Annotated in this window: 26 protein-coding genes; 13 read left to right on the top strand and 13 right to left on the bottom strand. The window is 63.5% G+C overall.

Annotation, left to right across the window (positions count from 1 at the left end):
- The first annotated feature begins 7 nt into the window (after positions 1-7).
- Entirely contained in the window at positions 8-955 is a 948-nt protein-coding gene (locus BRA1253DRAFT_RS16115) for an ACP S-malonyltransferase (protein ID WP_007596032.1), read from the top strand.
- A gap of 203 nt (positions 956-1,158) precedes the next feature.
- On the opposite strand, the gene BRA1253DRAFT_RS16110 is transcribed toward BRA1253DRAFT_RS16115, so the two are convergent.
- The 7 genes from BRA1253DRAFT_RS16110 to BRA1253DRAFT_RS16080 all read right to left on the bottom strand — a co-directional run bounded on the left by BRA1253DRAFT_RS16110 (position 1,159) and on the right by BRA1253DRAFT_RS16080 (position 9,080).
- Positions 1,159-2,169, bottom strand: a complete 1,011-nt coding sequence (locus BRA1253DRAFT_RS16110; RefSeq protein WP_007596031.1) for a helix-turn-helix domain-containing protein — start codon at positions 2,167-2,169, stop codon at positions 1,159-1,161.
- Positions 2,170-2,434: 265 nt separating this feature from the next.
- Positions 2,435-3,727 carry an HlyD family secretion protein gene (locus BRA1253DRAFT_RS16105; RefSeq protein WP_007596030.1) on the bottom strand — a complete coding sequence of 431 codons (1,293 nt, stop codon included), beginning with the start codon at positions 3,725-3,727 and terminating at the stop codon, positions 2,435-2,437.
- Between the two features lie 11 nt (positions 3,728-3,738).
- Positions 3,739-3,942, bottom strand: a complete 204-nt coding sequence (locus BRA1253DRAFT_RS16100) for a DUF1656 domain-containing protein (protein WP_007596028.1) — start codon at positions 3,940-3,942, stop codon at positions 3,739-3,741.
- Positions 3,939-5,843 (bottom strand): FUSC family protein, encoded by a 1,905-nt coding sequence (locus BRA1253DRAFT_RS16095; RefSeq protein WP_007596026.1) that lies wholly within the window; start codon positions 5,841-5,843, stop codon positions 3,939-3,941. The genes BRA1253DRAFT_RS16100 and BRA1253DRAFT_RS16095 overlap by 4 nt, the downstream gene beginning before the upstream one ends.
- Before the next feature lie 174 nt (positions 5,844-6,017).
- Entirely contained in the window at positions 6,018-6,398 is a 381-nt protein-coding gene (locus BRA1253DRAFT_RS16090) for a response regulator transcription factor (RefSeq protein ID WP_007596023.1), read from the bottom strand.
- Between the two features lie 103 nt (positions 6,399-6,501).
- A complete protein-coding gene (locus tag BRA1253DRAFT_RS16085) occupies positions 6,502-7,173 on the bottom strand; it encodes a response regulator transcription factor (protein WP_007596020.1) in 672 nt (223 codons plus the stop codon).
- A complete protein-coding gene (locus BRA1253DRAFT_RS16080) occupies positions 7,170-9,080 on the bottom strand; it encodes an ATP-binding protein (RefSeq protein ID WP_007596018.1) in 1,911 nt (636 codons plus the stop codon). The genes BRA1253DRAFT_RS16085 and BRA1253DRAFT_RS16080 overlap by 4 nt, the downstream gene beginning before the upstream one ends.
- 459 nt (positions 9,081-9,539) lie before the next feature.
- Here BRA1253DRAFT_RS16080 and BRA1253DRAFT_RS16075 point away from each other — a divergent pair, with 459 nt between their 5' ends.
- Positions 9,540-10,391 carry an AraC family transcriptional regulator gene (locus BRA1253DRAFT_RS16075; protein ID WP_007596017.1) on the top strand — a complete coding sequence of 284 codons (852 nt, stop codon included), beginning with the start codon at positions 9,540-9,542 and terminating at the stop codon, positions 10,389-10,391.
- The gene (locus BRA1253DRAFT_RS16070; protein ID WP_007596015.1) at positions 10,388-10,597 is read left to right on the top strand and encodes a hypothetical protein; all 210 of its coding nucleotides are present in this window, start codon (positions 10,388-10,390) and stop codon (positions 10,595-10,597) included. Before BRA1253DRAFT_RS16075 ends, BRA1253DRAFT_RS16070 begins: the two co-directional genes overlap by 4 nt.
- A gap of 120 nt (positions 10,598-10,717) precedes the next feature.
- On the opposite strand, the gene BRA1253DRAFT_RS40490 is transcribed toward BRA1253DRAFT_RS16070, so the two are convergent.
- From BRA1253DRAFT_RS40490 to BRA1253DRAFT_RS16060, 3 genes are all read right to left on the bottom strand, one after another.
- Entirely contained in the window at positions 10,718-11,149 is a 432-nt protein-coding gene (locus BRA1253DRAFT_RS40490) for an MFS transporter (protein WP_083869863.1), read from the bottom strand.
- A gap of 20 nt (positions 11,150-11,169) precedes the next feature.
- Positions 11,170-11,412 (bottom strand): hypothetical protein, encoded by a 243-nt coding sequence (locus BRA1253DRAFT_RS40485; protein ID WP_051058431.1) that lies wholly within the window; start codon positions 11,410-11,412, stop codon positions 11,170-11,172.
- Between the two features lie 1,003 nt (positions 11,413-12,415).
- Entirely contained in the window at positions 12,416-13,822 is a 1,407-nt protein-coding gene (locus tag BRA1253DRAFT_RS16060; protein ID WP_007596014.1) for a DHA2 family efflux MFS transporter permease subunit, read from the bottom strand.
- 197 nt (positions 13,823-14,019) lie between these two features.
- On the opposite strand from BRA1253DRAFT_RS16060, the gene BRA1253DRAFT_RS16055 reads away from it, so the two are divergent.
- Both BRA1253DRAFT_RS16055 and BRA1253DRAFT_RS16050 read left to right on the top strand, forming a co-directional pair.
- Positions 14,020-14,328: a hypothetical protein gene (locus BRA1253DRAFT_RS16055; RefSeq protein ID WP_007596012.1), complete on the top strand. Its 309-nt coding sequence runs from the start codon at positions 14,020-14,022 to the stop codon at positions 14,326-14,328.
- 20 nt (positions 14,329-14,348) lie between these two features.
- A complete protein-coding gene (locus BRA1253DRAFT_RS16050; RefSeq protein ID WP_007596009.1) occupies positions 14,349-15,236 on the top strand; it encodes a sigma-70 family RNA polymerase sigma factor in 888 nt (295 codons plus the stop codon).
- A gap of 205 nt (positions 15,237-15,441) precedes the next feature.
- On the opposite strand, the gene BRA1253DRAFT_RS16045 is transcribed toward BRA1253DRAFT_RS16050, so the two are convergent.
- The gene (locus BRA1253DRAFT_RS16045; RefSeq protein WP_007596008.1) at positions 15,442-15,969 is read right to left on the bottom strand and encodes a helix-turn-helix domain-containing protein; all 528 of its coding nucleotides are present in this window, start codon (positions 15,967-15,969) and stop codon (positions 15,442-15,444) included.
- A 215-nt stretch (positions 15,970-16,184) separates the two neighbouring features.
- Between BRA1253DRAFT_RS16045 and BRA1253DRAFT_RS16040 the strand changes: the two genes are divergently transcribed.
- Positions 16,185-16,922, top strand: a complete 738-nt coding sequence (locus BRA1253DRAFT_RS16040) for an SDR family oxidoreductase (RefSeq protein WP_007596006.1) — start codon at positions 16,185-16,187, stop codon at positions 16,920-16,922.
- A gap of 54 nt (positions 16,923-16,976) precedes the next feature.
- On the opposite strand, the gene BRA1253DRAFT_RS16035 is transcribed toward BRA1253DRAFT_RS16040, so the two are convergent.
- Positions 16,977-17,870, bottom strand: coding sequence for an SMP-30/gluconolactonase/LRE family protein (locus tag BRA1253DRAFT_RS16035; protein ID WP_007596005.1), 894 nt, complete (start codon positions 17,868-17,870; stop codon positions 16,977-16,979).
- A gap of 33 nt (positions 17,871-17,903) precedes the next feature.
- The gene (locus tag BRA1253DRAFT_RS16030) at positions 17,904-18,563 is read right to left on the bottom strand and encodes a GntR family transcriptional regulator (protein WP_007596002.1); all 660 of its coding nucleotides are present in this window, start codon (positions 18,561-18,563) and stop codon (positions 17,904-17,906) included.
- 230 nt (positions 18,564-18,793) lie between these two features.
- Here BRA1253DRAFT_RS16030 and BRA1253DRAFT_RS16025 point away from each other — a divergent pair, with 230 nt between their 5' ends.
- The 7 genes from BRA1253DRAFT_RS16025 to BRA1253DRAFT_RS15995 all read left to right on the top strand — a co-directional run bounded on the left by BRA1253DRAFT_RS16025 (position 18,794) and on the right by BRA1253DRAFT_RS15995 (position 25,504).
- On the top strand, positions 18,794-19,810 hold the full coding sequence (locus BRA1253DRAFT_RS16025) for a TRAP transporter substrate-binding protein (RefSeq protein ID WP_007595999.1): 1,017 nt from the start codon (positions 18,794-18,796) through the stop codon (positions 19,808-19,810).
- Positions 19,811-19,886: 76 nt separating this feature from the next.
- Positions 19,887-20,396, top strand: a complete 510-nt coding sequence (locus BRA1253DRAFT_RS16020; RefSeq protein WP_007595997.1) for a TRAP transporter small permease — start codon at positions 19,887-19,889, stop codon at positions 20,394-20,396.
- A 61-nt stretch (positions 20,397-20,457) separates the two neighbouring features.
- Positions 20,458-21,738 (top strand): TRAP transporter large permease subunit, encoded by a 1,281-nt coding sequence (locus BRA1253DRAFT_RS16015; RefSeq protein ID WP_007595995.1) that lies wholly within the window; start codon positions 20,458-20,460, stop codon positions 21,736-21,738.
- A 31-nt stretch (positions 21,739-21,769) separates the two neighbouring features.
- Positions 21,770-22,264, top strand: a complete 495-nt coding sequence (locus BRA1253DRAFT_RS16010; protein WP_007595994.1) for a type II 3-dehydroquinate dehydratase — start codon at positions 21,770-21,772, stop codon at positions 22,262-22,264.
- Between the two features lie 14 nt (positions 22,265-22,278).
- Positions 22,279-22,935, top strand: coding sequence for a hypothetical protein (locus BRA1253DRAFT_RS16005; RefSeq protein ID WP_007595993.1), 657 nt, complete (start codon positions 22,279-22,281; stop codon positions 22,933-22,935).
- Positions 22,935-23,753: a sugar phosphate isomerase/epimerase gene (locus tag BRA1253DRAFT_RS16000; RefSeq protein ID WP_007595992.1), complete on the top strand. Its 819-nt coding sequence runs from the start codon at positions 22,935-22,937 to the stop codon at positions 23,751-23,753. The genes BRA1253DRAFT_RS16005 and BRA1253DRAFT_RS16000 overlap by 1 nt, the downstream gene beginning before the upstream one ends.
- A gap of 29 nt (positions 23,754-23,782) precedes the next feature.
- Positions 23,783-25,504: an FAD-dependent oxidoreductase gene (locus BRA1253DRAFT_RS15995; RefSeq protein ID WP_007595990.1), complete on the top strand. Its 1,722-nt coding sequence runs from the start codon at positions 23,783-23,785 to the stop codon at positions 25,502-25,504.
- The last annotated feature ends 40 nt before the right edge of the window (positions 25,505-25,544 follow it).

Here is a 25,544-nt window from a genome sequence, read left to right as displayed (position 1 = left end):
CGCGGCGATGACGCTTGCGATCCTCTGCTCGGGCCAAGGCGGCCAGCATCGGGACATGTTCGCCCTCACGGGCGACGCGCCGGACGCCGCGCAGCTGTTTGCGCATGGGGCTGCATTGCTGGGTGGCAGGGATCCGCGCGAATTCGTCCGGAGCGAACCTGATGAGGCCCTGCACCGCAACCGTGCCGGCCAGATTCTCTGTACCTTGCAGCCGCTCGCTGCGGCGCGTGCGCTCGCAGATGTCATGCCGCATGGCGTCATCATTGCCGGCTATAGTGTCGGCGAAGTCGCGGCCTGGGGTGTCGGCGGACTGTTCGATGCGACTGCCACGCTCGATCTCGTGGCGCGCCGCGCAGAAGCCATGGATGCGGCCACGCGCGCCGGCGACGGTCTGATCTTCGTCCGTGGTCTTTCGCGAGACGAGATCGGTCGCCTTTGCGAACGTCACGGCGCGGCGATCGCCCTCGTCAATCCCGGCGATGCCTTTGTCATCGGCGGCGGCCGGGAGGCGCTGAGCGGAATTGCCGCAGACGCGCGGGCGATACGCGGCGCAAGGATCGTCGCGTTGCCGGTTGAGGTGGCCTCCCACACTACACGGCTTGCCGCCGCGTCCGCCGTATTTCGTGAGACTCTGCGCTTGGCACCGGTGGTGTTCCCGCCGGGAAGCGGTGCGCGCATTCTAAGCGGAATAGATGCCACTCCGGTTGTGTCGGCCAACAACGGTCTCGACAAGCTTGCCGCGCAGATTTCGCAAACCGTGCAATGGGCAGATTGCCTGCAAGCCTGTGTCGAAGCGGGCGCGACGGGGTTTCTCGAGCTGGGGCCGGGACATGCGCTCAGCAGGATGGTTGCCGAGATCGAGCCCGAGCTTCCGACTCGTTCGCTGGGCGATTTCAGGAGCCTTCACGGTGTCCGCGCTTGGATTGCGCGTCACCTGAGCGCCCAAGCGCGATAAATTCCGAAGAGACAATCGCGCTGCGCGGTGGAAAAAAAGGGGCCATCCTTGGGGGAGGACGGCCCCAAAATGCTCGTATGCCCAGGGAGGAGAAAGAGGCTCGAGCCGTGACTTGGGGGTCTCAGTCACCTAACACACACAGCATCGCCGATCGCGCGGCCAAAGTATTTCACGAACCCCTGTTATTTCTCATTTCGCATGATTCACGTGATTTCCGCGGGCAGCGCGTGGGACACCGTCATGCGTGTCGCAGCGGGATCGCCGAGCCTGGACGAAGCCGACGCGTTCCGGCTGGCGCATCGCCAGCGCGCGGGGGTTTCACCTGTGATCCGCTTGAAGACGGTCGAGAAATGCGCCTGGGTGCAGAAGCCGACGGTCAGCGCCACCTCGGCGAGGACCGTGTCGGAATTCGATAGCAGTGATTTCGCACGCTCGATGCGCTGATGCAGCAGGTATTCCCGCGGTCGGTATCCCGTCGCGGCACGAAACTGGGCCGCGAAGTGCATCCGCGACAGTCCCGCCACCCTGGCAAGGTCGGACAGGGTGATGCCGTGGTCGAAGTTCGTCCCGACATACTCCTCGACGCGCCGCAGCCGCCATTTCGGCAACGCATTGACTTTCGCGTGAGGGAGCTCGCGCCGGGCAATGTGCATTGCCAGCGTCCGGCCAATGCAGCGTGCGAATTCCCGGTCGGCAGAATGGCCGCGTTCGGTCAGTGCTTTCGCAAGCTGCTCGGCAAACGGGTCGCGGAGCAGGACGAGGTCGTTGAGGCCTTCCGGCGCGGCGGGGCCTGCTCCAGGCCGTAGAGGCGGAAAATAACTGCCGGCAGAGACGTGGAAGTGCAGGAAATCGCACGGCGCGTAGAACTGCGCACTGAGCCGCTGCGACGGTGCGCCGATATACAGCGTGCCTGCCGGCATGACGCCGTCGAAGACGGTGTGGCGGCCTCTGGTCAGTTTGACCCGTGTTGTTTTCAAGGCGATGGCCAGGAAGTATCGGTCGCAAGGCGTCGCGGCTTCTTCGTGCCTTATGCCTGTTTGGGTCGAGGTCCAGCGCGAGATCGTGATGTCGTCGGACGCGGTGCCGCCATGTTGGCCGGGCTGGCGCCACCTTCGTTCGAGGGGAAATGCGCGAGACTCTTGCGGGGAAGCCGATTCGCGGCGGCTGGGTTGATACGTCACCCGGGCGCCGGCCGCTTGCATATCAGTAAGCATCGTTCGTCCCCATTTCCTGGATTCGGCTGCCGTCGGGACGGCAGCAGAATGCAATTGGTCCATGTTCGAACGATAGGTGCGACCGCGTCGGAAGGCTCGTTAAGGAAGCTGAAGCGGTATTAGATTTTGCAAGTGCGAGCGGGTGCGACCGCGTGTCGCGAAAAATTCAATTGGAATCAAAGGGATCAAGTGCATGTGTGGAGAGAACACACCGAACGAGGGTGCATGCGGTACTGTCATGTCCGGCCGGCCGTCTTCGTCTGATTCAGGGCAGGCGTGGCGAGGCGTCGAGGCCGGGTGTGAGGCCCGGTGCGATGGCAGCCGCTGGCGGAATGGCGGGTTCGCGCGAATACGGAACCGCTTCCACCTCGGGGGGCTGCTGGGATGTGGCCTGAAGGCAGTTCGCGCGAGGCGGACGTCCCGCGCCGAACAGATCGGCGACGGGATTCACGAAGTTCGTGCGGAATCGCTCAAACCGGCTTTGGGTTTCGCTTGAGGGCTGCCGGATCGTCACCGTCGCCGTCATGCCGGAGACCAGCGGCACCCCCGGAGGCACCGTGTCGATGGCGACGCGAACCGGCACGCGCTGCGCAAGCCGAACCCAGGTGTAGATGGGATCGACGTTGGGCAAGCCTTGGGTGCCGGATGCGGCGTTCGACACGCTGACGCCGCGGGTCACGGTTTTCACATGTCCCTGAAGCGGCTTGGAGTAGCCGACGAGCTGTGCCTCTGCGCGATCGCCCACGCACACGCCCGCCATCTTGGTCTCTTCGAAATAGCCGTCGATCCAGAAACTGTTGGCATCGATGATGGAGACGTTGCTGGCGCCGGTGGTAGCATAATCGCCGACGCGCAGCAGGAGGTTGGTGACGTAGCCGTCGACCGGACTCGTCACGTTGGTTCGTTTCAGGTTCAATTCGGCCTGAGCAAGCTGATGCGCCGCCGCCTCATACGCAGCCTTCGCTTGCAAGGCATTGCCGGCGAAGATCTGCTGTTCCTCCGGCGTCGTTGCGAGGTTGGACAAGCGCTGACGCCGGTTGAACTGGGCCTGCTTCACTTCGAGATCCGCCGCACGCTGGTCGAGGACGGCCTTGCCGACATGGGCGGCCACCTCGAAGTCGAAGGGGTCGATGACGTAGAGCACGTCGCCCTTATGGACGAACTGATTGTCGGTCACCCGCAGTTCCACGATCTCGCCCGAAACCTGCGGCGCGACGTTGGCGACCTGGACGCGCACGCTGCCGTTCCGGGTCCAGGGCGCGGTGACGTAATGCTGCCAGGTCGCGAGCGATATCAAGACGGCGACCAGTGCAATGCCGAGGGTCGCAAGATGTTTGGCCGCGCCGTGGATGAAGCGGCGGGCGCCCTCGCGCAGCACCTTCGCGGAGGGAGCCGCCTGTTCCGGAGGTTTGACGCCGGCCGCGGCGTGATCGCCGGTGTCGCGCGCTACGGTCTCCGGCATGTTCGAACCGTCCACGGTGTCTGCGGCATCCACCGGCGCGTCGGTCGTTGGCTCGCCATGAAGCGGGGCGGCGTTGCGGGGCAGGGTGGCTTCCATGGCTTTTCTCCCTAGAAGAACAGTGCGAGCATGCCGAACATCGCCACGTAGAGGCTGAGTTCGGCCAGCGAAGGGTTGCTGAAGAATCTCGTGAAGCCGACGAAGCGCAGCAGCGGGCGCAGCATCAGGAACGCGAGCATCGCTGTTGCCGCATAGGAGACGATGGGGGCAATCAGCACGCCACCGATGACGAGTTCCCGATAGGTGTTCATCATGGTGATGTCCCTCGGCTGGAGCCGGTCGGAGATTGTGGCGGCATGAACGCCGCACTTGCCGCAATCAGCGCGGCGATGGCTGCACTGGTGGGCAGGTTGCTTGGCGCTCCCGCCTGGTGCAGCGCCCCGGCCGAAGCGAGGATCGCACCGCCGTCCCGCCGGACGAGGGCCTCTCGCGCGGCCTGCGCCGCTCCGGCGAGCGGGCCCTGGCCGACCCGGTCCAGTTCGGCACGGCAACGTCGCAGGGCGTCGGCCTTGTCGAAAAAATGCATGGCCGTGCCGGCGATCTGATCATTGATTGCGGAGGGGCCATTTGCGGTCACCATCTGTTCAATCCGCGCCGCGTCGCGAAAGGCGGCTTCCTCCGGCGCGAGATGCCGGGCTGGCCCGCTGTCGCGGCGGCTCAGCTCGCGCCGGACCTCTTCCAACAGCAGCCGAATGCGCCGGCCGCCTGACAAGGGAGGCAGCAGCAACTGCGCGGCAAAGACGAGGACGGACGAAAGGCAGGCAAAGAAGCTCGTCAGCAGAAACACCTCGGGGTCGTAGCTCTGCGGATTTGTCGGTGCGAGCACCGCGAGCGTGAACACCAGGACGAGACGGCCGAGGGAAGACAGCATCGGGCTCGGCAGCGAGACCAGCAGCGCGAGGCCGATGACGACAGGCGCAAGACCGATCGCCAGCAGCTGAAACTCGGACACCCCATTGAAGACGAGATACTTCAAGATGCCGGCCAGCACGCAGGCGATCGGCATCGCCATCACCGCCACCAGCGTGAAGCTGCGTGGCGCGGGCGAGGTTGAGCCGAGGCCTATGATCACGGCGACGAGTGAAAGGCAGAGCTCTGTTGTCGGCCAGCCCGCCAGCACGAAGAAGATTGCGATCAGCGTGAACGCGATCGCAGCCCGTGCGCCGGCTTCGGCCGCAATGCGGCGCGAACGATAGAGCGGTGCGTGCCATGCACGATAGGGACGCGTCCCTGCACGCAGCGCATCGAGGCTGCTGCGCACTTGCGCGTTCTTGCGGCTGATTTCGATCCGCAGCCAGGATCGGGAAATCGCGATCAGCCCGGCCGCATCCTGGTCCGGATCGTCACCATTCTGCGCCGGAGCGGACGTGGCGGAGAGCGCTGCCAGCATGCGGCCGAGAGAGAACGCGCTGACGAGATCGACCAGCGCGGAACGCGCGGCCGCGGCTCTTGTCGGGCCCACGCTCGATTCCGCCGCTAGGCTCGCGATGTCCGGGCGCAGTGCTGCGATATCATGCAACAGGCTCGCCGCAACGGGTGCGGATGGCGCTTGGCCGCGCTCGGCATCTTGCGCGAGATCCGTTACCCGCCGGTGCAGCGCCTCGATGCGGCTTGCCAGGGCCGGATGATAGTTCGGCGCGGCCAGAATTTCATTCACGAGCGCCACCGCGAGGACCCCGACGCTGATGGCCGCGCCCCGCGCGACGCCGGTCGGGAATACTTGCAGCGGGCTGTCGATCTGCTGAACGGCAATCAGCGCGACCGTGGTGCAGCAGAGAGACGCTGCATAAGCGCGATTGCCGTCGAGCATCCCGACGGCGTAGACGCAAAGGCCGATCCAAATGCCGAGCACCGCGAGCAGGAGACCGTCGGTTTGGGAAAACATGCCGGCGATCGCGATCGATGCCGCCACGCCGATGGCAGTTGCAAGCAATCGGTAGCCGGCCTTTTCCATGCCTTGACCGCGCGTGGGCAGTGCCAGGATCGCCACCGTGAGGGCTGACGACGAGGGCGATTCAAGCTCGAGCCAGAAGCTCACATAGAGGGCGAGAAGCATCGCGAGCCACACCCGCAGCGCAAAGGCCCAGGAGCTCGCCGGAAACCCGGCGAAGACCAATGGGCGCGCCGCGGCGGCAGCATCGGCATTGATTTGCATCGCGCGAGATCCCCATTTCCCTCGGCAGAACAGCCAGCCCCGCCAGTGCTGTGATACGCGCGCGAATATGAGGTGCGAGGGGCTCGCCGGTATTTCCGGTTCACCAACCTCGTTGCCGGATTGCACGTCGGGTTGAGGGAAAACGGCGCTCGTCCGCGCCAGCCGCGGGCCGGACTATTGCGGCCCGTTGCCTGCCAGCGCGTCTTCGAGGCAGCGGATGATCTCGTCACCGCTGGAAGGCTTGCCAAGATAGCAATGCGCGCCTGCGGCCATGACGCGCTGACGCACGGTTTCACTCGGAAACGCCGTCATGAAGATGATTGGAAAATGGCGGCCGGCGGCAACCAGCTGGGCCTGCAGCTCATCGCCTGTGATGACCGGCATCTGGACGTCGGCGATCATGCATGCCGGATCGTCTCCCTGCGCCTGCCGCAGGAAGTCCACGCCGGATTCGTAGGCCTGGGCCTCGTAGCCGACCGAACGCACGAGGCTCGCCAGCGATGCCCGAACGCCTTCGTCGTCGTCTACGATCGCAATCACCAAGCTTTTGGCCATGGGGGCGCCTTATCCTGGCCGCGGTGTTCCGCAAGGAAGAGCATCTCCCTCGGCGCGGCCGATGGCGCTTTATGCACCTGGGGCAGTCCCGCCGGAATTATACTCAGGTTTGGTCCGAAGTCCTGCGGGTCTGGGAAACTCCGAGCGCCTCGGCCTTGCGAACGAGGTCGGCGAACGACCGGACCCCCATCTTGCGCATGACGTTCCCGCGGTGGATCTTGACCGTGATCTCGCTGAGGCCGATCAGGGCGGCGACCTGTTTGTTCATCAGGCCGGCGGTGACATGGCCCATCACCTCGCGCTCGCGCGCCGTCAGGGTCTCGTATTGGGCGCGGATGTCCTCCTTGGTCGCGGCTTCGGCCCGGTGCTGCGCATCGCGTTCGAGCGCCGCGGTCACGGCATCGAGCATGTCCTGGTCGCGAAATGGCTTGGAGAGGAAATCGACCGCGCCGGCCTTCATGGCACGCACGGACATCGGAATGTCCCCATGGCCCGTCATGAAGATGATCGGATAGCTGATGCCCTGCCGGACGAGCTGGCCCTGCAGGTCGAGCCCGCTCACGCCGGGAAGGCGGACGTCCAGCACGATGCAGCCGGGGCCGTCGGGCAGCGAGCCTCCAAGCAGTTCGGACGGCGAGCCGTACAGGCGCGTATCGAGGCCGACCGATCGGAACAGGCTGTCGAGCGAGGCGCGGATGCCTGCGTCGTCATCAACGATGATAACGACCGAGTTGAGCGATTGGGCGGGCGATTGCGCGTGGTCTGGTCGTGTCATGGTCTGATGTGTTCTTGGCTGTATGGCAGTGTCAGGCGGAATGTCGCTCCCGCGCCCGGGGTGCTCTCGACCGACAACTCGCCACCGTGAGCTTCCACCGTCGTTCGGCAGATCGCAAGTCCCATGCCCATTCCGCCGCGCTTCGTCGTGAAGAACGGATCAAACAGGCGTGGCATGTCGTCCGGCCGGATGCCGGGGCCGCTGTCCTGCACCGTGATGGCGAGTCTCTCGCCGTCGACGGCGCTGGCGCGCAGCATGACGGTACGGGAACCGCGCTGGTCCGACATGGCCTGGGCGGCATTGACCAGCAGGTTGACCAGCACCTGCTGAAGCTGGATCCGGTCGCCGCGAATTGGCTTCAGGCCAGGCGTCGTCTCGACAGTCAGGACGACGTCGTCATTCGCGAGCTCCCGCGCGACCAGAAGGGCCGCTTCCTGGATGATCTCGGCGATATCGAGACTGTCCTGCTGGGCAGGCGCCTTCTTCAGGAAGGTGCGGATGCGGGCCACGACCTCGCCGGCACGGCGGCCCTGCGCGACGACGTGAACGATCGTGGCCGCGACCTCCTTCAGATCGGGCACGTCGCGCCGCAGCCATCGCAAGCCGGCCTCGCCGCTGGTGACGATCGCCGCCAGCGGCTGATTGACCTCGTGGGCGATAGAGGCGCTGAGCTCGCCGAGGGTGGCAACGCGCGCGGCATGGGCGAGCTCCGCCTGCGCCGCGAGCAACGCATCCTGCGCCTGCTTGCGCTCGGTGATGTCGACGACGAAGGCGAGCACGTTGCGGTCGCCGTCAGGCCCGGAGGGGAAGGTGATCGTGAACAGCACCGGAACCTTGCGTCCGTCGAGCCTGACGAGCTCGGTTTCGCCTTCGTAGAACGGCTCGCCTTCCGCGAACGCGATCAACGCGCCGAGGAAGCTGCGGTCGTTCTCGCCGAGAAGCAGGTCCACATTCTCGATAAAAGTCGAGGCGCCGTTTGCGCCTGCCATCTTTTGCAGGGCCGGATTGACGTCGGTGATTGCAGCGAGCCGGCGGGCATGCCGGACGAAACCGGGATGCCGCGCCAGATGGTCGCGCAGGCTGGCTCCCGCGGTATCCAGCGATTGCAGTGCGGTTCGGAGTTCGCTCCAATCCTCTTCGACGACGCCGATCCGGCTTGCGTCGAACATCCGGCGGTATCGCTGTTCGCTTCGCACCAGCGCGTTGTGTGCGGCCACGCGGTCGGTGACGTCGGTGTGCGTTTCAAGGACTCCGACCGGCTTGCCAAGACGGTCGTGCTGCAAGGCCCATCGGGCATCGACGGTGAGCGCCGCGCCGTCTTTCGTTCGTTGCTGCACGCGGCCTTCCCATCGACCGGTGCCCACCAGGCCCGCTTCGATGACCTCGCGCCGGTCGGGATATCTGGTTTGCAGGAGCGCGTCGGCGAGCTGCCCGACCGCCTCGTCGGCAGACCACCCGTAGACCTGCTCGGCCGTCTTGTTCCAGAAGGTGATCACGCCGCCGCGGTCTCTGACGAAGATCATGTCGTGCGAGAGGTTGAGCAGGCGGGCCTGCGCGGCGAGGCGCTTCGTTGCCGCGTGATTTTGCAGCGCCAGCAAGGTCGTGATCCCGATTGCCGCGAGGCTCACCAGCACACGAAGGGCGGGTGAGGCGATGGTCCGCAGATCGTGCGACAGGAGATAGGCTGTTATCGTCAGGACGACGCAGCCGGCCGCGGCAACGATGGTGTCGTCGCGCCGGTTGGTCTTCGCCGCGAGCAGGATCGCCACGATATAGAGAACCGCCACGGCGCCCTCGAGCGGCGTCAGGACGTCAACCAGGAAAACCGCAAAGGCGAGGACGGCGGACAAGGACCGCAAGCCGGTGCGGCTCTTGGATGAGCCCGTGGTCAGATCATGACGCGTCATCGTCACTTGCAGTCGTTCTTCTCACATCAGCTATCAGCGCGTTGATGCCGCGATTTGATCGCGTTCACAACATCCACCCGCGCGATTTTCGTGCTCTCGTGGAAGACCTGTCGCGCGCTCGATGCGGTGAAACCGCCGGCAAGCGGCATTCCCCGGAAAAACCAGGGAGCTCGCGTGGTCCCGCCGGCGGATGGTGCGCAGAAAGCGCGTCAACTTACCGCAGGCGTCGCGCCGCAAGTTGTGCCCGCAGCCGCGATCCCGCTGAGACGTCGCATCGGTGCGCTCACCCGACGAACAGGTCGTGATCATACCTAGGTATGACGCGGTCAACCCGAGAACCTATAGACGCACCCGCGGGTAGAATGGATCGCGCACACCGCCGAATTACTCTCCTCCCATGGCATTCGGGCAAGCCGGTCAGGCCAGGCCGGATCGAAAACGGGACAAGGAGATTCGACGATGTCGCTGCAGATGTCACGCTCACAGGCGATCAAGGATCATGACGTTCGCGCGATCGATATCTCGGCAATCGATCGCGATCGGCTTGGGCTATCGAAACTCCCTGACCGGTTCGACGAAGGCGGAACAATGCTGTCTTTCGTCCATCTGGACATGGCCCTGGCGGTCGAGCATGCGGCGGACGCCGGACGTTCTGCCGCTCGCGGGCCCCGCTTCAGGCTCTCCGCAAAACTCCTTGCACCGCCGCCTGCCGAGAGCGAACGGGCCTTCGCAGGAGGAGAAGCCGCTGATCCGGTGATGCGGCGCCTGTCCGATGCGCTCGCGGCGACCGAGGCCACGCACGATACCCATTCCGCCATCATGGCCGACGCCCTGCGGCTTGCGATCCTCACCCGGACGTTCAGTCGGCAGGCTCCCAGCGCACGGGCCGAGCTCGATCAGGCCGACGCCATTCGCGAGGGGGATGCTGGAAGGACCGTACGGTCGCTGCAGAATTGGCGTCTCAGGCGCGTCCTGCAATATGTCGACAAGAATCTGACTGCAAAGATAACGCTTCAGGACATGGCCGCCGTCGCCGGCCTGAGCAGGATGCATTTCGCCGGGCAGTTCCGTGCGGCCGTCGGCGTGCGACCTCATGAATATCTGCTGAGGCGCCGCATCGAGCGCGCCCAGGAGCTGCTCAAGCAGGCCGAAATTGCGCTCGTGGACATCGCCCTGACCGTGGGTTTCCAGACCCAGGCGCATTTCACCACGGTGTTCAAGCGCTTTGTCGGCGATACGCCGTATCAATGGAGAAGCGCTTATCTCGCGCAAATTATGCCGCTGCCGTGCGCAGGAGCGGGTCCGTCATGATCAACATTGGCATTCAAGCCCTGCTCCTGTCGCACGCCAGTCTTCATTTGACGCTGACGCATCATGAATTGATGGAGATGATCGAAATTCTCCGTGCTCTCGGCAATTCGTACCGCCTCGCTGCGTCAGAGCCGGGAAGCGGTTTTCTCTATGGACGCCTCGCCTTCAACTTCTGTCGAGGCGCTGTGATGTGGGCCGCGCGGTAGGCGGCACTTCGGTGGCACCCCCGCGTCGGGTATTTACGGGAGCGACTGTTTGCTGTGCGCGCCCATATCATTCGACCCTTGTGCAGACCATCAGGCTCCGGATTGTGAAGAGGATATGCCTTATTCAGATGCCTTGGCGAACTGCGGCACCTTGGTCTCGGATTCCGCCAACCAGATGCTCGCAAGCAAGACGGTCGCTGCCAAAGCCGCTGTCACGCCGAGCAAGAATTGCCAGCCCGCCTGCTGGAGCAGCCAACCGGATAGAAGCGCGCTGATGGCGGTTGATAGGAATACTGTTTGATCGTGCAGCGCTTGAGCCTTGGCGCGCTCTGAAACGTGATAGTTTCCGGTCAGAAGCGTGCTTCCGCCGACATAGAGAAAATTCCAACCAACCCCCAGCAGCACCATCGAAACCCAGAATGCACTCACGCCAGTTCCAAGAAGTGCGGCCGCGGCAGCGCAAGCGAGCATCAAAAGCGCGCCGAGCCGGATGATCGTGGTCGAGCCTGCGCGCTTGATCAATGCCCCCGTCGCCAAGGACGGGGCGAACATTCCCAAGGCATGCCATTGGATCAGAACGCAGCATCGGCATATGTGTGATGATGGGAGATCATCGCGATTGGAGCCGATGTCATCAGCATATTCATGCCTGCATTTCCGAACGCACCGCTGAGAACGGCCATGATGAACCCCGGCTGGCGCGCGATCTGCGAAATCGGGCGGCTTTCGGTTTGCTCCGACTCATCGTGGGATGGCAGTAAATTCAGACGAGCCTGAACCATCAAAGCGACAAGCGCCAGGCAGGCGAGAAACAAGTATGTCCCTGCGAACTGGACCGCAAAAGCCGCCGGCTACAAGACTCATGGGTTTGTGGAGAGGCAGCGACGCAAGCTGTTCTGGTGCGCTTCGATGGAAAGCCAGATTTGTCGTTCGAGCGGGTAGGTTAAATTGGTGGGCTTTTCCGTTCCTTTGGCCAACTCTCGCCTGTCGAACCGACGGTCTGTCTCGCAACGCTCCAGCCCTGTGTCGCCCCCTGTCAATCCGCTCGCGCAAAAATATTCCGCTTTACCGAAATTCGGAATTGGCGTATGTGTCGGCCATCCCGGCTCATTCTTGAGGGGCGATCTTGTGGTCGTCACGTTCGCGAGCTGGGCTTGCGGTGGACGCGGCAGCGTTCGGGTGCGAGTGGCCAAGGGCAGGGCGGATTGCTCTCCGTGAACCCAAGGCTTCGTTCCGACGAGCGGCGCTGCTAGGCTTCGTCTCGTCTGTAAGTTTCCGGCTCCGTCGACAGGGCTGGAAAAACTGCGGCGAAATGGCGGGCCGTGCGTACGGCAAAACCGTGTGGTCCTGGCCGTCGTTGCTACGGTCAAGCCCTGGCGAATGCGGCATCTGCGTCAACCGGCGCGGTGCCGGTGAATTTCGCGAAGGCGAGGGAGGCCAGAAGGAAAGTTCGGCTCCCGGGAGAGCACGGCATAAGCCGTCCAACCATCGCGCAGGGAAGGCCGAGTGATTGGCTACACCTGTATGCTGCTGTGCGGTTTTCCTGCGTGTGCTTTTCGCGCAGCGGACCGCGGGTGCCAGCCGGCACCCGGCCTTCCCTGCGCCCTCTTGGCTTAGAGGGTGGAGTGACCAGGCAAACCTCGGGCGAATTTCGCCGCGAGAACGCGAAAACGTGTCCTGCGGGTTGCAATGCGTGTCGGAGGACTGCGATGTCTTCCACCAGATGTCGTTTTCATTTTAGAACGACGCTTCATGATCAGAAAGAAGCGTGACGGCACAAGCCGCCAGCCCGATAACGAAACTCCAGTGTTGTCAGCCTCACGCATCTTGCGGCGCGGCTGCGCCGGCGGTCCGTCGCCGTGCCGGCAGGAAAAACCCTGCAATCGCGCCGGCCAGCGACAGCGTTGCGGCGAGGCTCATCGCCGCGGCAAATCCGCTCTCGAAATGAGCGGCCGAATCGACCCCGCCATGGGCCGAGAAGTTCGCCACCAGCGCGGCGATGCCGAACATGCCGCCGAGGAAGCGGCCCATGTTGAAGATGCCGGACGCCTTGCCCATTTCGGCCACCGCGACCGAGCTCAGGATGGCGTTCTGTGCTGCCGGCATCGCCATCGAGACACCGACGCCGGCCAGCACCAGCGGCGCGACCAGAGCGGAGTAGGTAACCGCGGAGCTCACGATCTCCGCGATCCAGCCGAGGCCGATCGCCTGCATCAGCAATCCCGTCACCACCAGCGGCCGCTCGCCGAACCTGTTGACGACCGCGCCGGCGATCGGGGCGGTGACGAACAGCGTCGCTGTCCAGGGGAGCAGGCGAAGTCCGGCGCCGAAGGCGTCGAAGCCCAGCGTGGTCTGGAGGAACTGCGGCAGCAGGAACAAGACGCCATACATCGCGGCGTAGAACAGCACGCTTGCGGACATGCCGGAGGCAAGCGCCCGCGATGAGAACAGCCGCATCGGCACCATCGGCGCGGCCGCGCGCAATTCCCAGAGCACGAAGCCGGCCGTGAACACCAGGCCCGACATCAGCGTGGCGATGATTTCGGCGCTCGCCCACCCCACGGCGTTGCCGCGCAACAGGCTCCACACCCACGCCAGCGCCGCCAGCGCAACAAGCGCCAGTCCGGGGATGTCCAACGCGGCGGCCGGGCCGAAGCTTTCGCGCAACCGTGCCAGCACCAGGGTGATCGCGATCAGGCCGATCGGCAGGTTGATCCAGAACACCCAGCGCCAGCCGAAATGTTCGGTGATGAAGCCGCCGATGGCGGGGCCGATGATCAGCGCGCAGCCGGTGATGCTGGCGAAAATGCCGAGCGCGCGGGCGCGCTCCTCGCGGCCGAACGTGCCGCTCAGGATCGCCATGGCCAGCGGCATCACCAGCGCAGCGCCGGCGCCCTGCAGCGCGCGGGCGGCGATCAGCGCGGTGGCATTGCCTGCGAGCGCACAGGCCGCCGATGCAACGACGAACAGGGCGAGCCCGGCCGCGAACATGCGGCGGCGACCGAAGCGGTCGCCGAGCGCGGCACCGGTCAGGAGCAGCACGGCAAAGGTCAGGTTGAAGGCGTTGACGGTCCATTGCAGCGTCTCGACCGGGCTGCCGAATTCGGCGCGGATGGTCGCGAATGCCGTCGTGATGATCATGGCGTCCAGCGCCATCATGAAGGATGCCAGCGCGGTGACGCCGAGCACCCAGTTCTGCGCGGCGCGATTGGTCGGGGTCTGCATCGCCCTCTCTCCGTGTGTCGCGCCAGCCTGTCGCGGCGCGTTCTGCGGGCTAGACGAGGGCTGAGCGGCAAAGGATGCGCCCAAAAATAATTGTTTCCGGGCCGCATCCTTCGCCGGTCGGCAAACGTCCTAGGGGTGATGCGGCCATGTGCGCGATTTTGAGCGAACCAGGTCGCGACATGAGCAAGGAGCGCGCGATGAGAAGGACGTTGATCAGGTACAAGGCTAGGCCGGAGCTGGCCGATCGGAATGCTGAGCTGGTTTCGGCCGTATTTGCCGAATTGAAGGCGGCCGGGCCGGACGGTGTGCGCTATCTGACGCTGCGGCTGGAGGACGACACCTTCATCCATCTTGTCGAGGCCGCGGCCGCGGACGGCTCGAGCCCGATCCCGAAACTCAAGGCATTTCAGACGTTCCAGGACGGCATCCGTGACCGCTGCGCGGAGCCGCCGCTGGTTCGTGATGTGAGGATTGTCGGCAACTATCGTATGCTGGACGAGTCCTGAGCAGGCGAAGCGGAGGAGCAATGGCGCCAGACCCCCTGGCCACCGTCGATGTCGAGGCCCTGCTGGCGCGGATGCGGCCGAAACTCCATCGCTACTGCGCGCGCATGGTCGGCTCGGTCATCGACGGTGAGGATGTGCTGCAGGATGCGCTGATCAAGGCGATGGAAGCGCTGCAATCGGTCACGCCTGTCAATATGGAGGGCTGGCTGTTCCGCATCGCGCACAACACCGCGCTGGATTTCCTGCGCCGCCGCAACCGGCAGGAGGCGCTGCATTCGGCCGAGGAGGTGGAGATGATTGCCGACCGGCTCGATGATGTGGAAAGCCGCCAGATCGCCGCGACCAGCCTGCGCACCTTCATGCGGCTGCCGGTGGCGCAGCGCTCCAGCGTGATCCTGATGGACGTGCTCGGCTGCTCGCTTGCCGAGGTCTGCGACATCATGGATTTCAGCCTGCCGGCGGTGAAGGCCGCGCTGCATCGCGGACGCACGCAGCTGCGTGAGTTCGCCGGAGAGCCGGACGACGTGTCGCAGCCGGGCCTGTCGGAAGCCGATCGGACGCGGCTCAGCGCCTATGTCGGCCATTTCAACGCTCGCGACTTCGACGCGATCCGCGCCATGATCGCCGACGACGTCAGGCTCGAGCTAGTCAACCGCACCAGGCTGAAAGGCAAGGCTGAGGTGTCGAACTATTTCGGCAATTATTCGAAGGTCAGCGACTGGCACCTGGTGACGGGGCAGGTCGAGGGACGTCCCGCGATCCTGGTGTTCGATCCGAACGAGCCAGCCGGGCGGGCGAAATATTTCATGCTGCTCGACTGGTCCGCCGGCAAGCTCGCCACTATCAGGGATTTTCGTCACGCAGCCTATGTTATCGATGGTGCGGAGTGCGTGGTGGATAGAGGGTGAACTTGCCTATGTGCTTTTCGCGCAGCGGACCGCGGGTGCCAGCCGGCACCCGGCCTTCCCTGTGCCCTCTTGGATTTGAGCGGGTGAGTGATGAAGCAAAGCTCGCGCGAAATGCGCCGCGGGAACGAGAGTTCATGTCCGTTTGAAAGATCGGTCGCACCATTTCCAGGGATATGTCGAACGTTGCTCGCGCTACGCAGCCATCTCACGCGGCGCTGCGGTGGGCCTTTGTCTTTGCCCTTGTCTCTCGCTTTGCCTTCGGCTTCTCCGGCGCCGGGGTGCGTCGAGCACCAGGGCCGGGGTGGGTATGAATCTCCTTGGCCAAAAGCGGCTCGCCGCATTCGGAGCAAACCATGACCGGATCGAAGTCCTTGCCGCATTTGCGGTGTTGATGCAGCAAAGGTCGTCCGCGCGCGTCGACCATATGAGTGTCGCCCCAATGCACGATCGCCATCATGATCGGATAGAGATCGAGCCCCTTCTGAGTGAGGATGTATTCGTGCCGCTTGGGCGAGTCCTGATAGGGGATACGCCGCAACACGCCTTGCCGGACCAGCTTCTTCAGCCGCTCGGCGAGCAGGTGGCGCGTGATTCCGAGCGAAGACTGAAAGCCCTCGAAACGGCGTGTGCGCAGGAAGCATTCACGCAGGATCAGAAGGGTCCAGCGGTCGCCGATCACGCCGATGGTTCGGGCCATCGAACACGGCTCGTCCTCCAGCTCACCCCATTTCATTCCAGATCTCCACTCTGCCCGCGGCTTCCGCGCGAATATCGTTCAGGAAGCCTTTGGTTCAGATACCATTCTAAATCGGTACCTACTGCGAGACAATGTCTTTGCTAGAGCACAAATTCTACTCGAATTGACAGTTCGGTTTTAGAACTGTAAGACAATCTGCGGTCCGAATTATGATCCGACGACCGGATCCAGACCTGACCGGGAGAAGTCCCATGCAAAAGAGAAACGCGACCGTGGCCGTGATCGGCGCCGGTGATTTTATCGGCAGCGAGATTGCAAAGAAGTTCGCCTCCGAGGGCTTTACGGTGTTTGCGGGACGCCGCGACGGCGCCAAGCTCGAACCGCTCGTCAAGGAGATCGAACAGGCCGGCGGCGAAATTCACGCGTGCGCGCTCGACGCGCGCAAGGAAGACCAGGTCATCTCGTTTCTCGGCGATGCCGACAAGCATGCCCCGCTCGAGGTTTGCATCTTCAACGTCGGCGCCAACGTCAACTTTCCGATTCTGGACACGACCGAACGGGTGTTCCGCAAGGTCTGGGAAATGGCTTGCTATTCCGGCTTCCTCGCCGGCCGCGAGGCCGCGCGCCTGATGCTGCCCCGTGGCCAGGGCAACATCTTCTTCACAGGTGCGACGGCGAGCTTGCGCGGCGGCAGCGGCTATGCGGCCTTCGCCAGCGCCAAGTTCGGCCTGCGGGCGGTCGCGCAAGCCGCGGCGCGCGAATTGGGCCCGAAGAACATTCACGTGGCGCATCTGATCATCGATTCCGGCGTCGACACGGAATGGGTCCGGCAACGGCGGATCGAGGCGCTCGGTCCGAACGCGCTGGACAATCCCGACCTCCTGATGCCGCCATCGTCGGTCGCCGAATCCTACTGGATGCTCTATCAGCAACCCAAAAGCGCCTGGACCTTCGAGCTGGAGATTCGTCCCTTCGGCGAGAAATGGTAGCGAAGCCGGTTCACGACGGCCCGTGCAAGGGTTCTGAATGAAGAGGGTTCAGGATCAATTGCCGAAGCGGTGTTCTGGAAGTCCCTGTGCGATGCCCTCAATGGCCAGAACATGACCCGCTTGGGGTTCGCGGCTCAATTGCTCACGATCTAGAAACTTTCGCGCCGTCGTCACGAACAAGGTCTTCAGATCGGCTCCGCCGAAGCACACGCAGGTCGGATTGGTCGCCGGCACCGGAATGACGGTGTCGATCCGGCCGTCCGGCCGATAGCGCACCACCCGGCCGCCGGAGAAGAATGCGGTCCACAATCCGCCGGCGACGTCGATACAAGCGCCGTCGGGCCTCTCCCCGGAGGCGCTGTAATCCGCGAACAGCCGCTTGTTTCGGATCACGCCGTCATCGAGATCGAAGTCGAACTGCCAGGTGCGGTATCGCCTCGTATCCGTGAAATAGAGCGTGCGATTGTCGGGTGAGAACGCGATGCCGTTCGTTACGATGACATCGCCGAACATGCGCATCGTCCGGCCGTCGGCATCTACGCGATACAGCGCCCCGTTCGGTCGATGCAGCTGGTTGTCCATGGTGCCGATCCATAGCCGACCCCGGGCGTCGACGCGCCCGTCGTTGAGACGGTTGTCGGGGCCGCTTTCGACCTCGCAGAGCTGGCCTGGAGGACGGTCACTAGGCGAGTGGCGATAAAGCCCCAGATCCTGCGCGAGCAGGTGGGAGCCATCCGCCGTCAGAGCCTGACTGCCGAGAAAGTTGCATGCGTACGGAACAACCTGATGAGCGCCTGTCGCCGGATCGAACGATTGATGCAGCCGTCGGTCGATGTCGACCCACCACAGCTTGCGGGAGCGGTCGCACCACAACGGCGTCTCGCCGAGGATATCGCCCGCGGCGACCGCGGTCTCGGCCCGATGTGCGGGGATCATGTCGATGGTCATCCCGATATCCGACTGCAGCCGCGAGCCGGGCGATCAGTCCTCGTTCCAGGAGGCGAGGGCGTGCGCGACGCACCCGTTGATGTGCTCGGTGAGCACGGTTTTGGCGCCTTTGATGTCGCGCTTGAGGGCGCATTCGAGCAGCGCCTTGTGCTGGTTGATCGTCTCCGCGCCGCGGTAGCGCAGCGCATAGCGGAAATATTTGTCGAACACGACCGCATGGGTCTGCATCAGCTCGCGCGAACCGCAACTCGAGATCAGCGCCTGGTGGAATTCGCCGTCGTAGCGTTTGCGCAGCTCGGGATCGTCACCCTCCTTGAGGACGGTGCGTTCGGTGGCCGCCAGCTTGTGATGCGCGGACACCACGCGGCCCTCCCACTCGACGTCGCCGGCACGAAACGACTCGGCCATCGCGTGATGCTCCAGCAGGATGCGCAGGCCGGCGAGCTCACGCAGGTTCTGGATGGAGATCGGCGCCACCTCGAAGCCGCGCTGGCCCTCGGCAACCACGAAGCCCTCGGAGGTCAGACGATTGAGGATCTCGCGCAGCGTGGAGATGCTGACCCCGTAGTCCTCCTTCATGGCGTCGAGCTTGAGGCGTCCGGATGGCGTGAGCACTCCGAAAATGATGTCGGCCCGGATGCGCTGATAGCCGCTGTGGCCTGCCGACAGGGGCCGTTCCTCGACTGACGTCATGCCTTCTGATCCCGCCTGTCCCGATCGTCGGCCACTTCGGACGCGGCCGAACCATCAATGTTGCCAGCACTATAGCAGATTTCAGATGTATGATGTATGACAAATCATCATATGAAATAGATATCGTCATTTGACACGGAAATATATGTGTGATGTCTAAATAGGCTGAGGGCACGAAAAATATAATGGCTTAAGCCGCCGGTCGTGCCCGGTCGAACAGGGAGGAAACGATGAGCTTGTTGGTACGGGCGCTGTCTGCGACGGCGATCTGCGTGGCGCTGACGGTCGGCGCATCCGCTGAGGACATTCAGGAGCGCACGATCAGGTGGGGACACCTGAACAACACCGATCACCCCGTCAGCGCGGGGGTGCAGAAATTTGCGGAGATCCTGCTGGCGAAGAGCGGGGGCAAGATGAAGATCCGTGAGTTCGCGGCCTCGCAGCTCGGCAACGAGCTGCAGCAGCAATCGGCGCTGCGCGGCGGTACCCAGGAAATGCTCTCGGCCTCGACGACGTCGCTCGCAACCGTCGTGCCGGAGTTCGGCCTCATCGACTTTCCATTCATCGTGAAGACCATCGAGCAGGCCGACGCGCTCGGGACCGGAAAATTCGGCACGTCAATGCTCGATACGCTGCCGTCGAAGGGGCTGATCGGTCTGGGCTATTGGGGCCTCGGCTTCCGCAACGTCACCAACAGCACGCGGCCGATCACCAAGGTCGAGGATTTCAACGGCCTCAAGCTTCGCGTCATTCCGAACCCGGTCTACCTTGAGACCTTCGGATCGTTCAAGGCCAATCCCGTTCCGATGGCCTTCGGCGAACTCTACTCGGCGCTGGAGACGCGCACCGTCGATGGCGAGGAGAACCCTTTTACGGTCATTCTCTCCAACAAGTTCTACGAAGTGCAAAAGTACGTTTCCGCCACCAATCACACCTTCACCCTGAACATCATCCTGGTGAGCAAGGCGTTCTGGGACAAGCTCTCGCCGACCGAGCAGCGCCTGATGCGCGAGGCGTATGAGGAAAGCCGAGGCTATCAAAAGGAGCAGACACGCCTTCAGACCGAAAAGGCGCTGTCGGAATTGCAGGCCAAAGGCATGCAGTACAACACCGTCGCGCCGGAAGAGCTCGATCGCATGCGCAAGACGGCGCAGCCGGTGGTCGACAAGATTGCCGCCAATCTCAAGCCGGACGCGGTTAAGCTCTTCAACGACGAGCTCGATCGCATCCGCAAGGACGTGAAATAGTCGACCTCGTCAGCATGCAAGACGCAGAGCCGTCCAGTCGGCCGGCTCTGAATCCGACTTTGCCCGGACGGCACGTATGGCGCGATTTCTCGACCTGTATTGCACCCTGCTGAAAGGCATCATCGCCGCATTTCTCGCGGTGATGGTGGTGCTGGTGTTCGGCAACGTGGTTCTGCGCTACGGCTTCAACTCCGGTATCGCGATTTCCGAGGAGCTGTCGCGCTGGCTCCTGGTCTGGCTGACTTTCCTCGGTGCGGTCGTGGCAATGCGTGAGCACGCCCATCTCGGCGTCGATAGCCTTGTGCGGATGCTGCCGGCTTACGGCAAACGCATCTGCTTCATCGTCAGCTACGTCCTGATGCTGTTCGCCGACTGGCTTCTGCTCTCGGGAAGTTGGCGGCAGACGATCATCAATCTCGACGACCGCGCGCCGGCGACCGGCCTGTCGCTCGGCATCTTCTATGGCGTGGGCGTGATCTTCGGCGTTTCGGCCGGCGTGATCCTTCTCTACGATCTGTTCCGCGTCATGTCCGGACAAGCCAGCGAAGCCGACATGGTGGCCGTCAGGGAATCGGAGGAGCACTGATGCTGTCTCCCAATATCGTGTCGCCCGGCGCTCACATCCTGAAAATCTCCGGGATCACGCCATGACGATTGCCGTCTTCACTTTCTCGCTGCTCGGCGCCATGGCGCTGGGCATGCCGATCGCCTTTGCGCTGATCGTCTGCGGCGTGGCCCTGATGAGCACGATCGACATGTTCGATGCCCAGATCGTGGCGCAGAACGTCATCAACGGCGCAGACAGCTTTCCACTCATGGCCATTCCCTTCTTCATGCTCGCCGGCGAGGTCATGAACAAGGGCGGTCTGGCCAAGCGAATCGTCAATGTTGCGCTCGTCGCAGTCGGACATTTTCGCGGCGGACTCGGTTACGTCACGATCCTCGCGTCCTGCATCCTCGCGTCGCTCTCGGGCTCCGCGGCGGCCGACGCCGCAGCGCTGGCTGCGCTGCTGGTGCCGATGATGGTGGCGGCGGGCCACAAGAAGTCCTATGCGGCGGGTCTGGTGGCGGCCGGCGGCATCATCGCGCCTGTGATTCCGCCCAGCATCGGGTTCGTCATCTTCGGTGTCGCCGCGGGCGTGTCGATCTCGAAGCTGTTTCTGGCCGGGATCGTCCCGGGGCTGCTGCTCGGGGCTGGGCTCTGCCTGGCCTGGTGGTGGGTGGTGCGCCAGGAGAACCTGACGCCCCCGCCAAGGGCATCGCTCTCGGAGATGGTAAAAGCCGTGGTCGACGGCTTCTGGGCGTTGATGCTCCCGGTCATCATCATCGTCGGCCTGCGCTTCGGCATCTTCACGCCGACGGAAGCCGCAGTGGTCGTCGCCGTCTATTCGCTGTTCGTCGCGACCTGCATCTATCGGGAATTGAAGCCGTCGCAGCTTTATGAGGTGTTTGTCTCCTCGGCCCTGACGACGAGCATCGTGATGTTTCTGGTGGCAGCGGCGCTGGTATCGTCCTGGCTCATCACCGTGTCCGAGATTTCGGCACAGATCGTCACCCTGCTGAAGCCTTTCATGGGCAACAACACGCTCCTGATGCTGGCGATCATGGTCGTGGTGGTGATCGTGGGAACGGCCCTCGACATGACGCCGACCATCCTCATTCTCACGCCGATCCTGATGCCGATCGTCAAGGCAGCGGGCATCGATCCCGTCTACTTCGGCGTCCTCTTCATCATCAACAATGCGATCGGCCTCATCACGCCGCCGGTCGGCATCGTGCTGAATGTGGTTTGCGGCGTCTCGAGGATCAGCATGGAGGACATCATCAAGGGCGTCTGGCCCTTTTTGATTGCACAATTGATCGTCCTGTTCGCGATGGTGCTATTCCCGGGACTGGTGACGATCCCGGCCAAATGGTTTGCCGGCTAGACCCGTCGGCAACAAAGGAAGGACAAGCGAAATGGCCGCAAGGATCATGATCCTCAACGGACCCAATCTCAATTTCCTCGGCATCCGCGAGCCCCACATTTACGGCTCGACGACGCTCGGGGAGATCGAGGCGAGCTGCCGCGCGCTGGCCGATCAGCTCGGCGTTTCGATGTCGTTCCATCAATCGAACATGGAGGGCGAACTGGTCAATCTGATCCAGTCCGCCCATGGCAACGTGGAAGCCATCATCATGAATCCCGCGGCCTATTCATTCACCTCGATCGCGCTGATCGACGCGCTGAAGATTTTCGAGGGTGTGAAGATCGAGGTGCATATCTCGAACATCCACGCGCGGGACGAGCTGCACCGCCACTCGATCACGTCGAGTGCCTGCACGGCTGTCATTTGCGGCCTGGGTCCCTATGGTTATCTCGCGGCGATGCTCGCGGCGGTCCAACGGCTGGGGCAAATGCCTGCGACCATGGCACCGGCTCTGCGCGGGCTTCCGGCCGGCGGCAAGGCGTAGGCATGGAGGGCGGAATGCGCGGCACGGGATTTCTCGCCATCTGGAGCGACGTCGAGGCTCACGACCTGACCGACTACCGACACTGGCTGACGCGTGAACACACGACCGAGCGCGTGACGACGAAGGGCTTCCTGGCATCGCGTGTCTTCCGCGCGGCAAGGGACGACATCGACCGCTTCTTCATTCTGTATGAGCTGGAGACGCCGGAGGTCCTCGACGGCGAGGCCTATCTGGCGCGCCTCAACGCACCGACGCAATGGTCCCAGCGCATCATGCCGAAGCTCGGCAAGTTCATGCGGGGCGGCGGCGTCATGATCGCGCGGGCGGGGCGAGGCGAGGGCGCATCGATCGTGGCGCTCCAGATCGAAACGCTGCCGAAGGATCCCCAGGGTCTCGCTCAGGCGTTCGTTGCGTGCGACGGGATTGCCGCCGTGCAGATCGGCGCGACCGACGAGGCGCGGACATCAGTGCGGACGACGGAGAAGGGCATGCGGAAGAATGAGGGCTTCTTCGCGGGGCTTTTGCTGATCGAGGCGCTCGACGTCGCCTCGTTGCAGGCTGCCTTGCGGCGGGCGAGCGAGCTTGCGCCCGACGTCATGGTCGGGGCGAGCGAGCCGGAAGTTTATCAAAGCATGTTTGCGCTCGACGCCCGTATCGCGGATTTCGGCTGATGACAACGTTCTCGCTCGCCGCGTTGACCGTGCTCGAGCTTGCGCCGCCCGAGATGATCGAATTGGCGGCGCATTGCGGTTACGAAAAGGTCGGGCTCAGGCTGTTGCCCGCCACGCCTGGCAGTGTTGCCTATCGCCTGATGGACGATGCGCCGCTCCTGCGGGAGACGCTTCGGCGGTTGGAGTTGACGGGGGTGTCTGTCGCCGATCTCGAGGTCGTTGCGTTCAGACCGGAAACCGAGATTGCCTCGTTCACGCCCTTCTTCGAGGTGGGCGCGCGCCTCGGCGCCAAACACATCCTCGTCGCGGCCTACGATCCGGACCTGGCGCGGTTTTCGGATCGCTACCAGCAATTTTGTGAAGCGGCAGCAAGCTATGGCCTGACCTCCGACCTCGAATTCATGCCCTGGACCAGCGTTCCGGACCTGAAGACCGCAATGCGGATCGTCGGCGACGTCGATCATCCCGGTGCCGGCATTCTGGTCGATGCACTGCATTTCGATCGGTCGCAATGTTCGCTTGCGGACCTCCGCGCTATCCCGGCGCAACGCTTTCACTACTGGCAACTTTGCGACGGCCCGGCCGAGCGCCCGGCGACCACGGAGCAGCTCATCCATGCCGCTCGCGAGGAGAGGATGTTTCCGGGCGAGGGCGGAATAGACCTGATGGGGCTTGCAAGCGCGATGCCGAATGATCTGACGATCAGCATCGAGGTTCCGACCGTTCAGCTGGCCAAGAGCGTCGACGCCGCGACGCGAGCACGCCGGGCGTTGGCGGCAGGCAGAGCCGTTGTCGAGCGGGTGCGCAGCGAGAGGTGAGAATTTCGGGACGAGAAGGGTAGTGCGGGATGTCGCAAGCCGATCGCTCCTGGGACGTCGAGACCGATCTTCTGGTCGTCGGGGCGGGTGCCGCCGGCATGACGACGTCGCTGGTGGCCGCCCTCGAAGGGCTCGACGTGATCCTTTGCGAGAAGTCGGACACGGTTGGCGGCACGACCGCGACCTCCGCCGGCACCATCTGGATTCCGGGCAATCGGCAGGGATTGCTTGCAGGGATCTCAGACTCCACCGAGGCGGCGCGGGTCTATCTTGAAGCATTGCTCGGCGAACACGCCGCGGACGCGCGTGTGGATGCGTTCCTCCAGACGGGTCCAATGATGCTCGATTATCTCGAGCAGAGGACGAGCGTACGGTTTGCGGCGCCGCCGGTCCATCCCGACTACAAGAATCTTCTAGGGGCAGCGATCGGTGGTCGTGCTCTCGGCGCCGTTCCGTTCGACGGCCGCAAGCTTGGCAAGGACTTCGAGCGCATAAGGGCCCCGCGGCGAGAGTTCATGGTCCTCGGCGGCATGATGGTCGGAAAGGCGGACATCCCGGCGTTGCTGGCGCCATTCCGCAACTGGACGAATTTCAGGCATGTCGTTGGTCTGCTCGGTCGGCATTTGCTTGATCGACTTCGCTACAACCGCGGAACGCGTCTGATCATGGGCAACGCTCTCGTCGCGAGGCTGTTTGACAGCCTTCGTCGTTCCGGCGTGGATCTGCGATATGAGACCGAGCTCACTGAGCTCATCCGTAATGGCGACGCAGTCGTCGGGGCCGTTTTGTCATCGCCCTCAGGAGCATTGGCGATACGTGCCCGCAAGGGCGTGGTGCTGGCAACGGGAGGCATCGGCTGGAGCCGCGAGCTTCGCGACAGGTTTTTCCCCGAGGCCGCGCGCCGATTTTCACTCGCGCCTTCGTGCAATACCGGGGACGGCCTGCTCGCGGCCGAACGCGTCGACGCGGTGATTGAGCGTAATTTCGATAGCCCCGCCTTGTGGATGCCGAGCTCGGTCATGACGCAGGCGGACGGCTACGTCTCGGTATTTCCGCACATTATGCTGGATCGTGCCAAGCCAGGACTGCTTGCGGTGAACAAGTCGGGCCGCCGTTTCGTGAATGAAGCCGACTCCTATCACGACTTCGTGGAAGCGATGTTGCGATCGGACTCGTCTTCGGTATTGGCAACGCCAGCTTTCCTGATTTGCGATCGCGCCTTTATCGGCGACTATGGCATTGGTCTCGTTCATCCCGGGACGAGGGATTTGGACAAATTTCTCAAGGCTAAATATTTGCTGGCGGGCGAAACGATTGAAGCACTGGCCGAAAACATCGGCGTCGATGGCGGCGAGCTTGCTCAAACGATCGAGCGATACAATCGCTATGCCGAGAGCGGTGTGGACGAAGAGTTCGGCCGCGGTTCAAGCGAGTTGAACCGGTTCAATGGTGATCTCCGGAACGTGCCAAACCCGTGCCTGCGGCGGGTCGGTCCTGGGCCATACTATGCCGTCGCAGTATGGCCGACGGATCTCGCTAGCAGCGCCGGCTTGTGCACGGATTCAACCGCCCGCGTCTTGTCTAGCCCTGGGACCGCCATACCCGGACTCTACGCCGTCGGTACCGATTCATCCTCGATCTTTCGAGGCACTTATCCGGGCCCGGGCACGATGATCGGGCCTGCGATGGTATTCGGATGGTGCGCGGCAATGCATGCCGCGGGCGCTTCAGCTCAGGACGAAGGTAACTGAAAGCCGGATCGTTCGCCGCTCAGGGCTAGGAACTCTGCGC

Origin of the sequence: Bradyrhizobium sp. WSM1253 (genome assembly GCF_000244935.1) — a bacterium.
Lineage (GTDB): Bacteria > Pseudomonadota > Alphaproteobacteria > Rhizobiales > Xanthobacteraceae > Bradyrhizobium > Bradyrhizobium canariense.
Note: the sequence above shows the minus strand (reverse complement) of the source record. Positions and strands in the feature narration are given on the sequence as shown.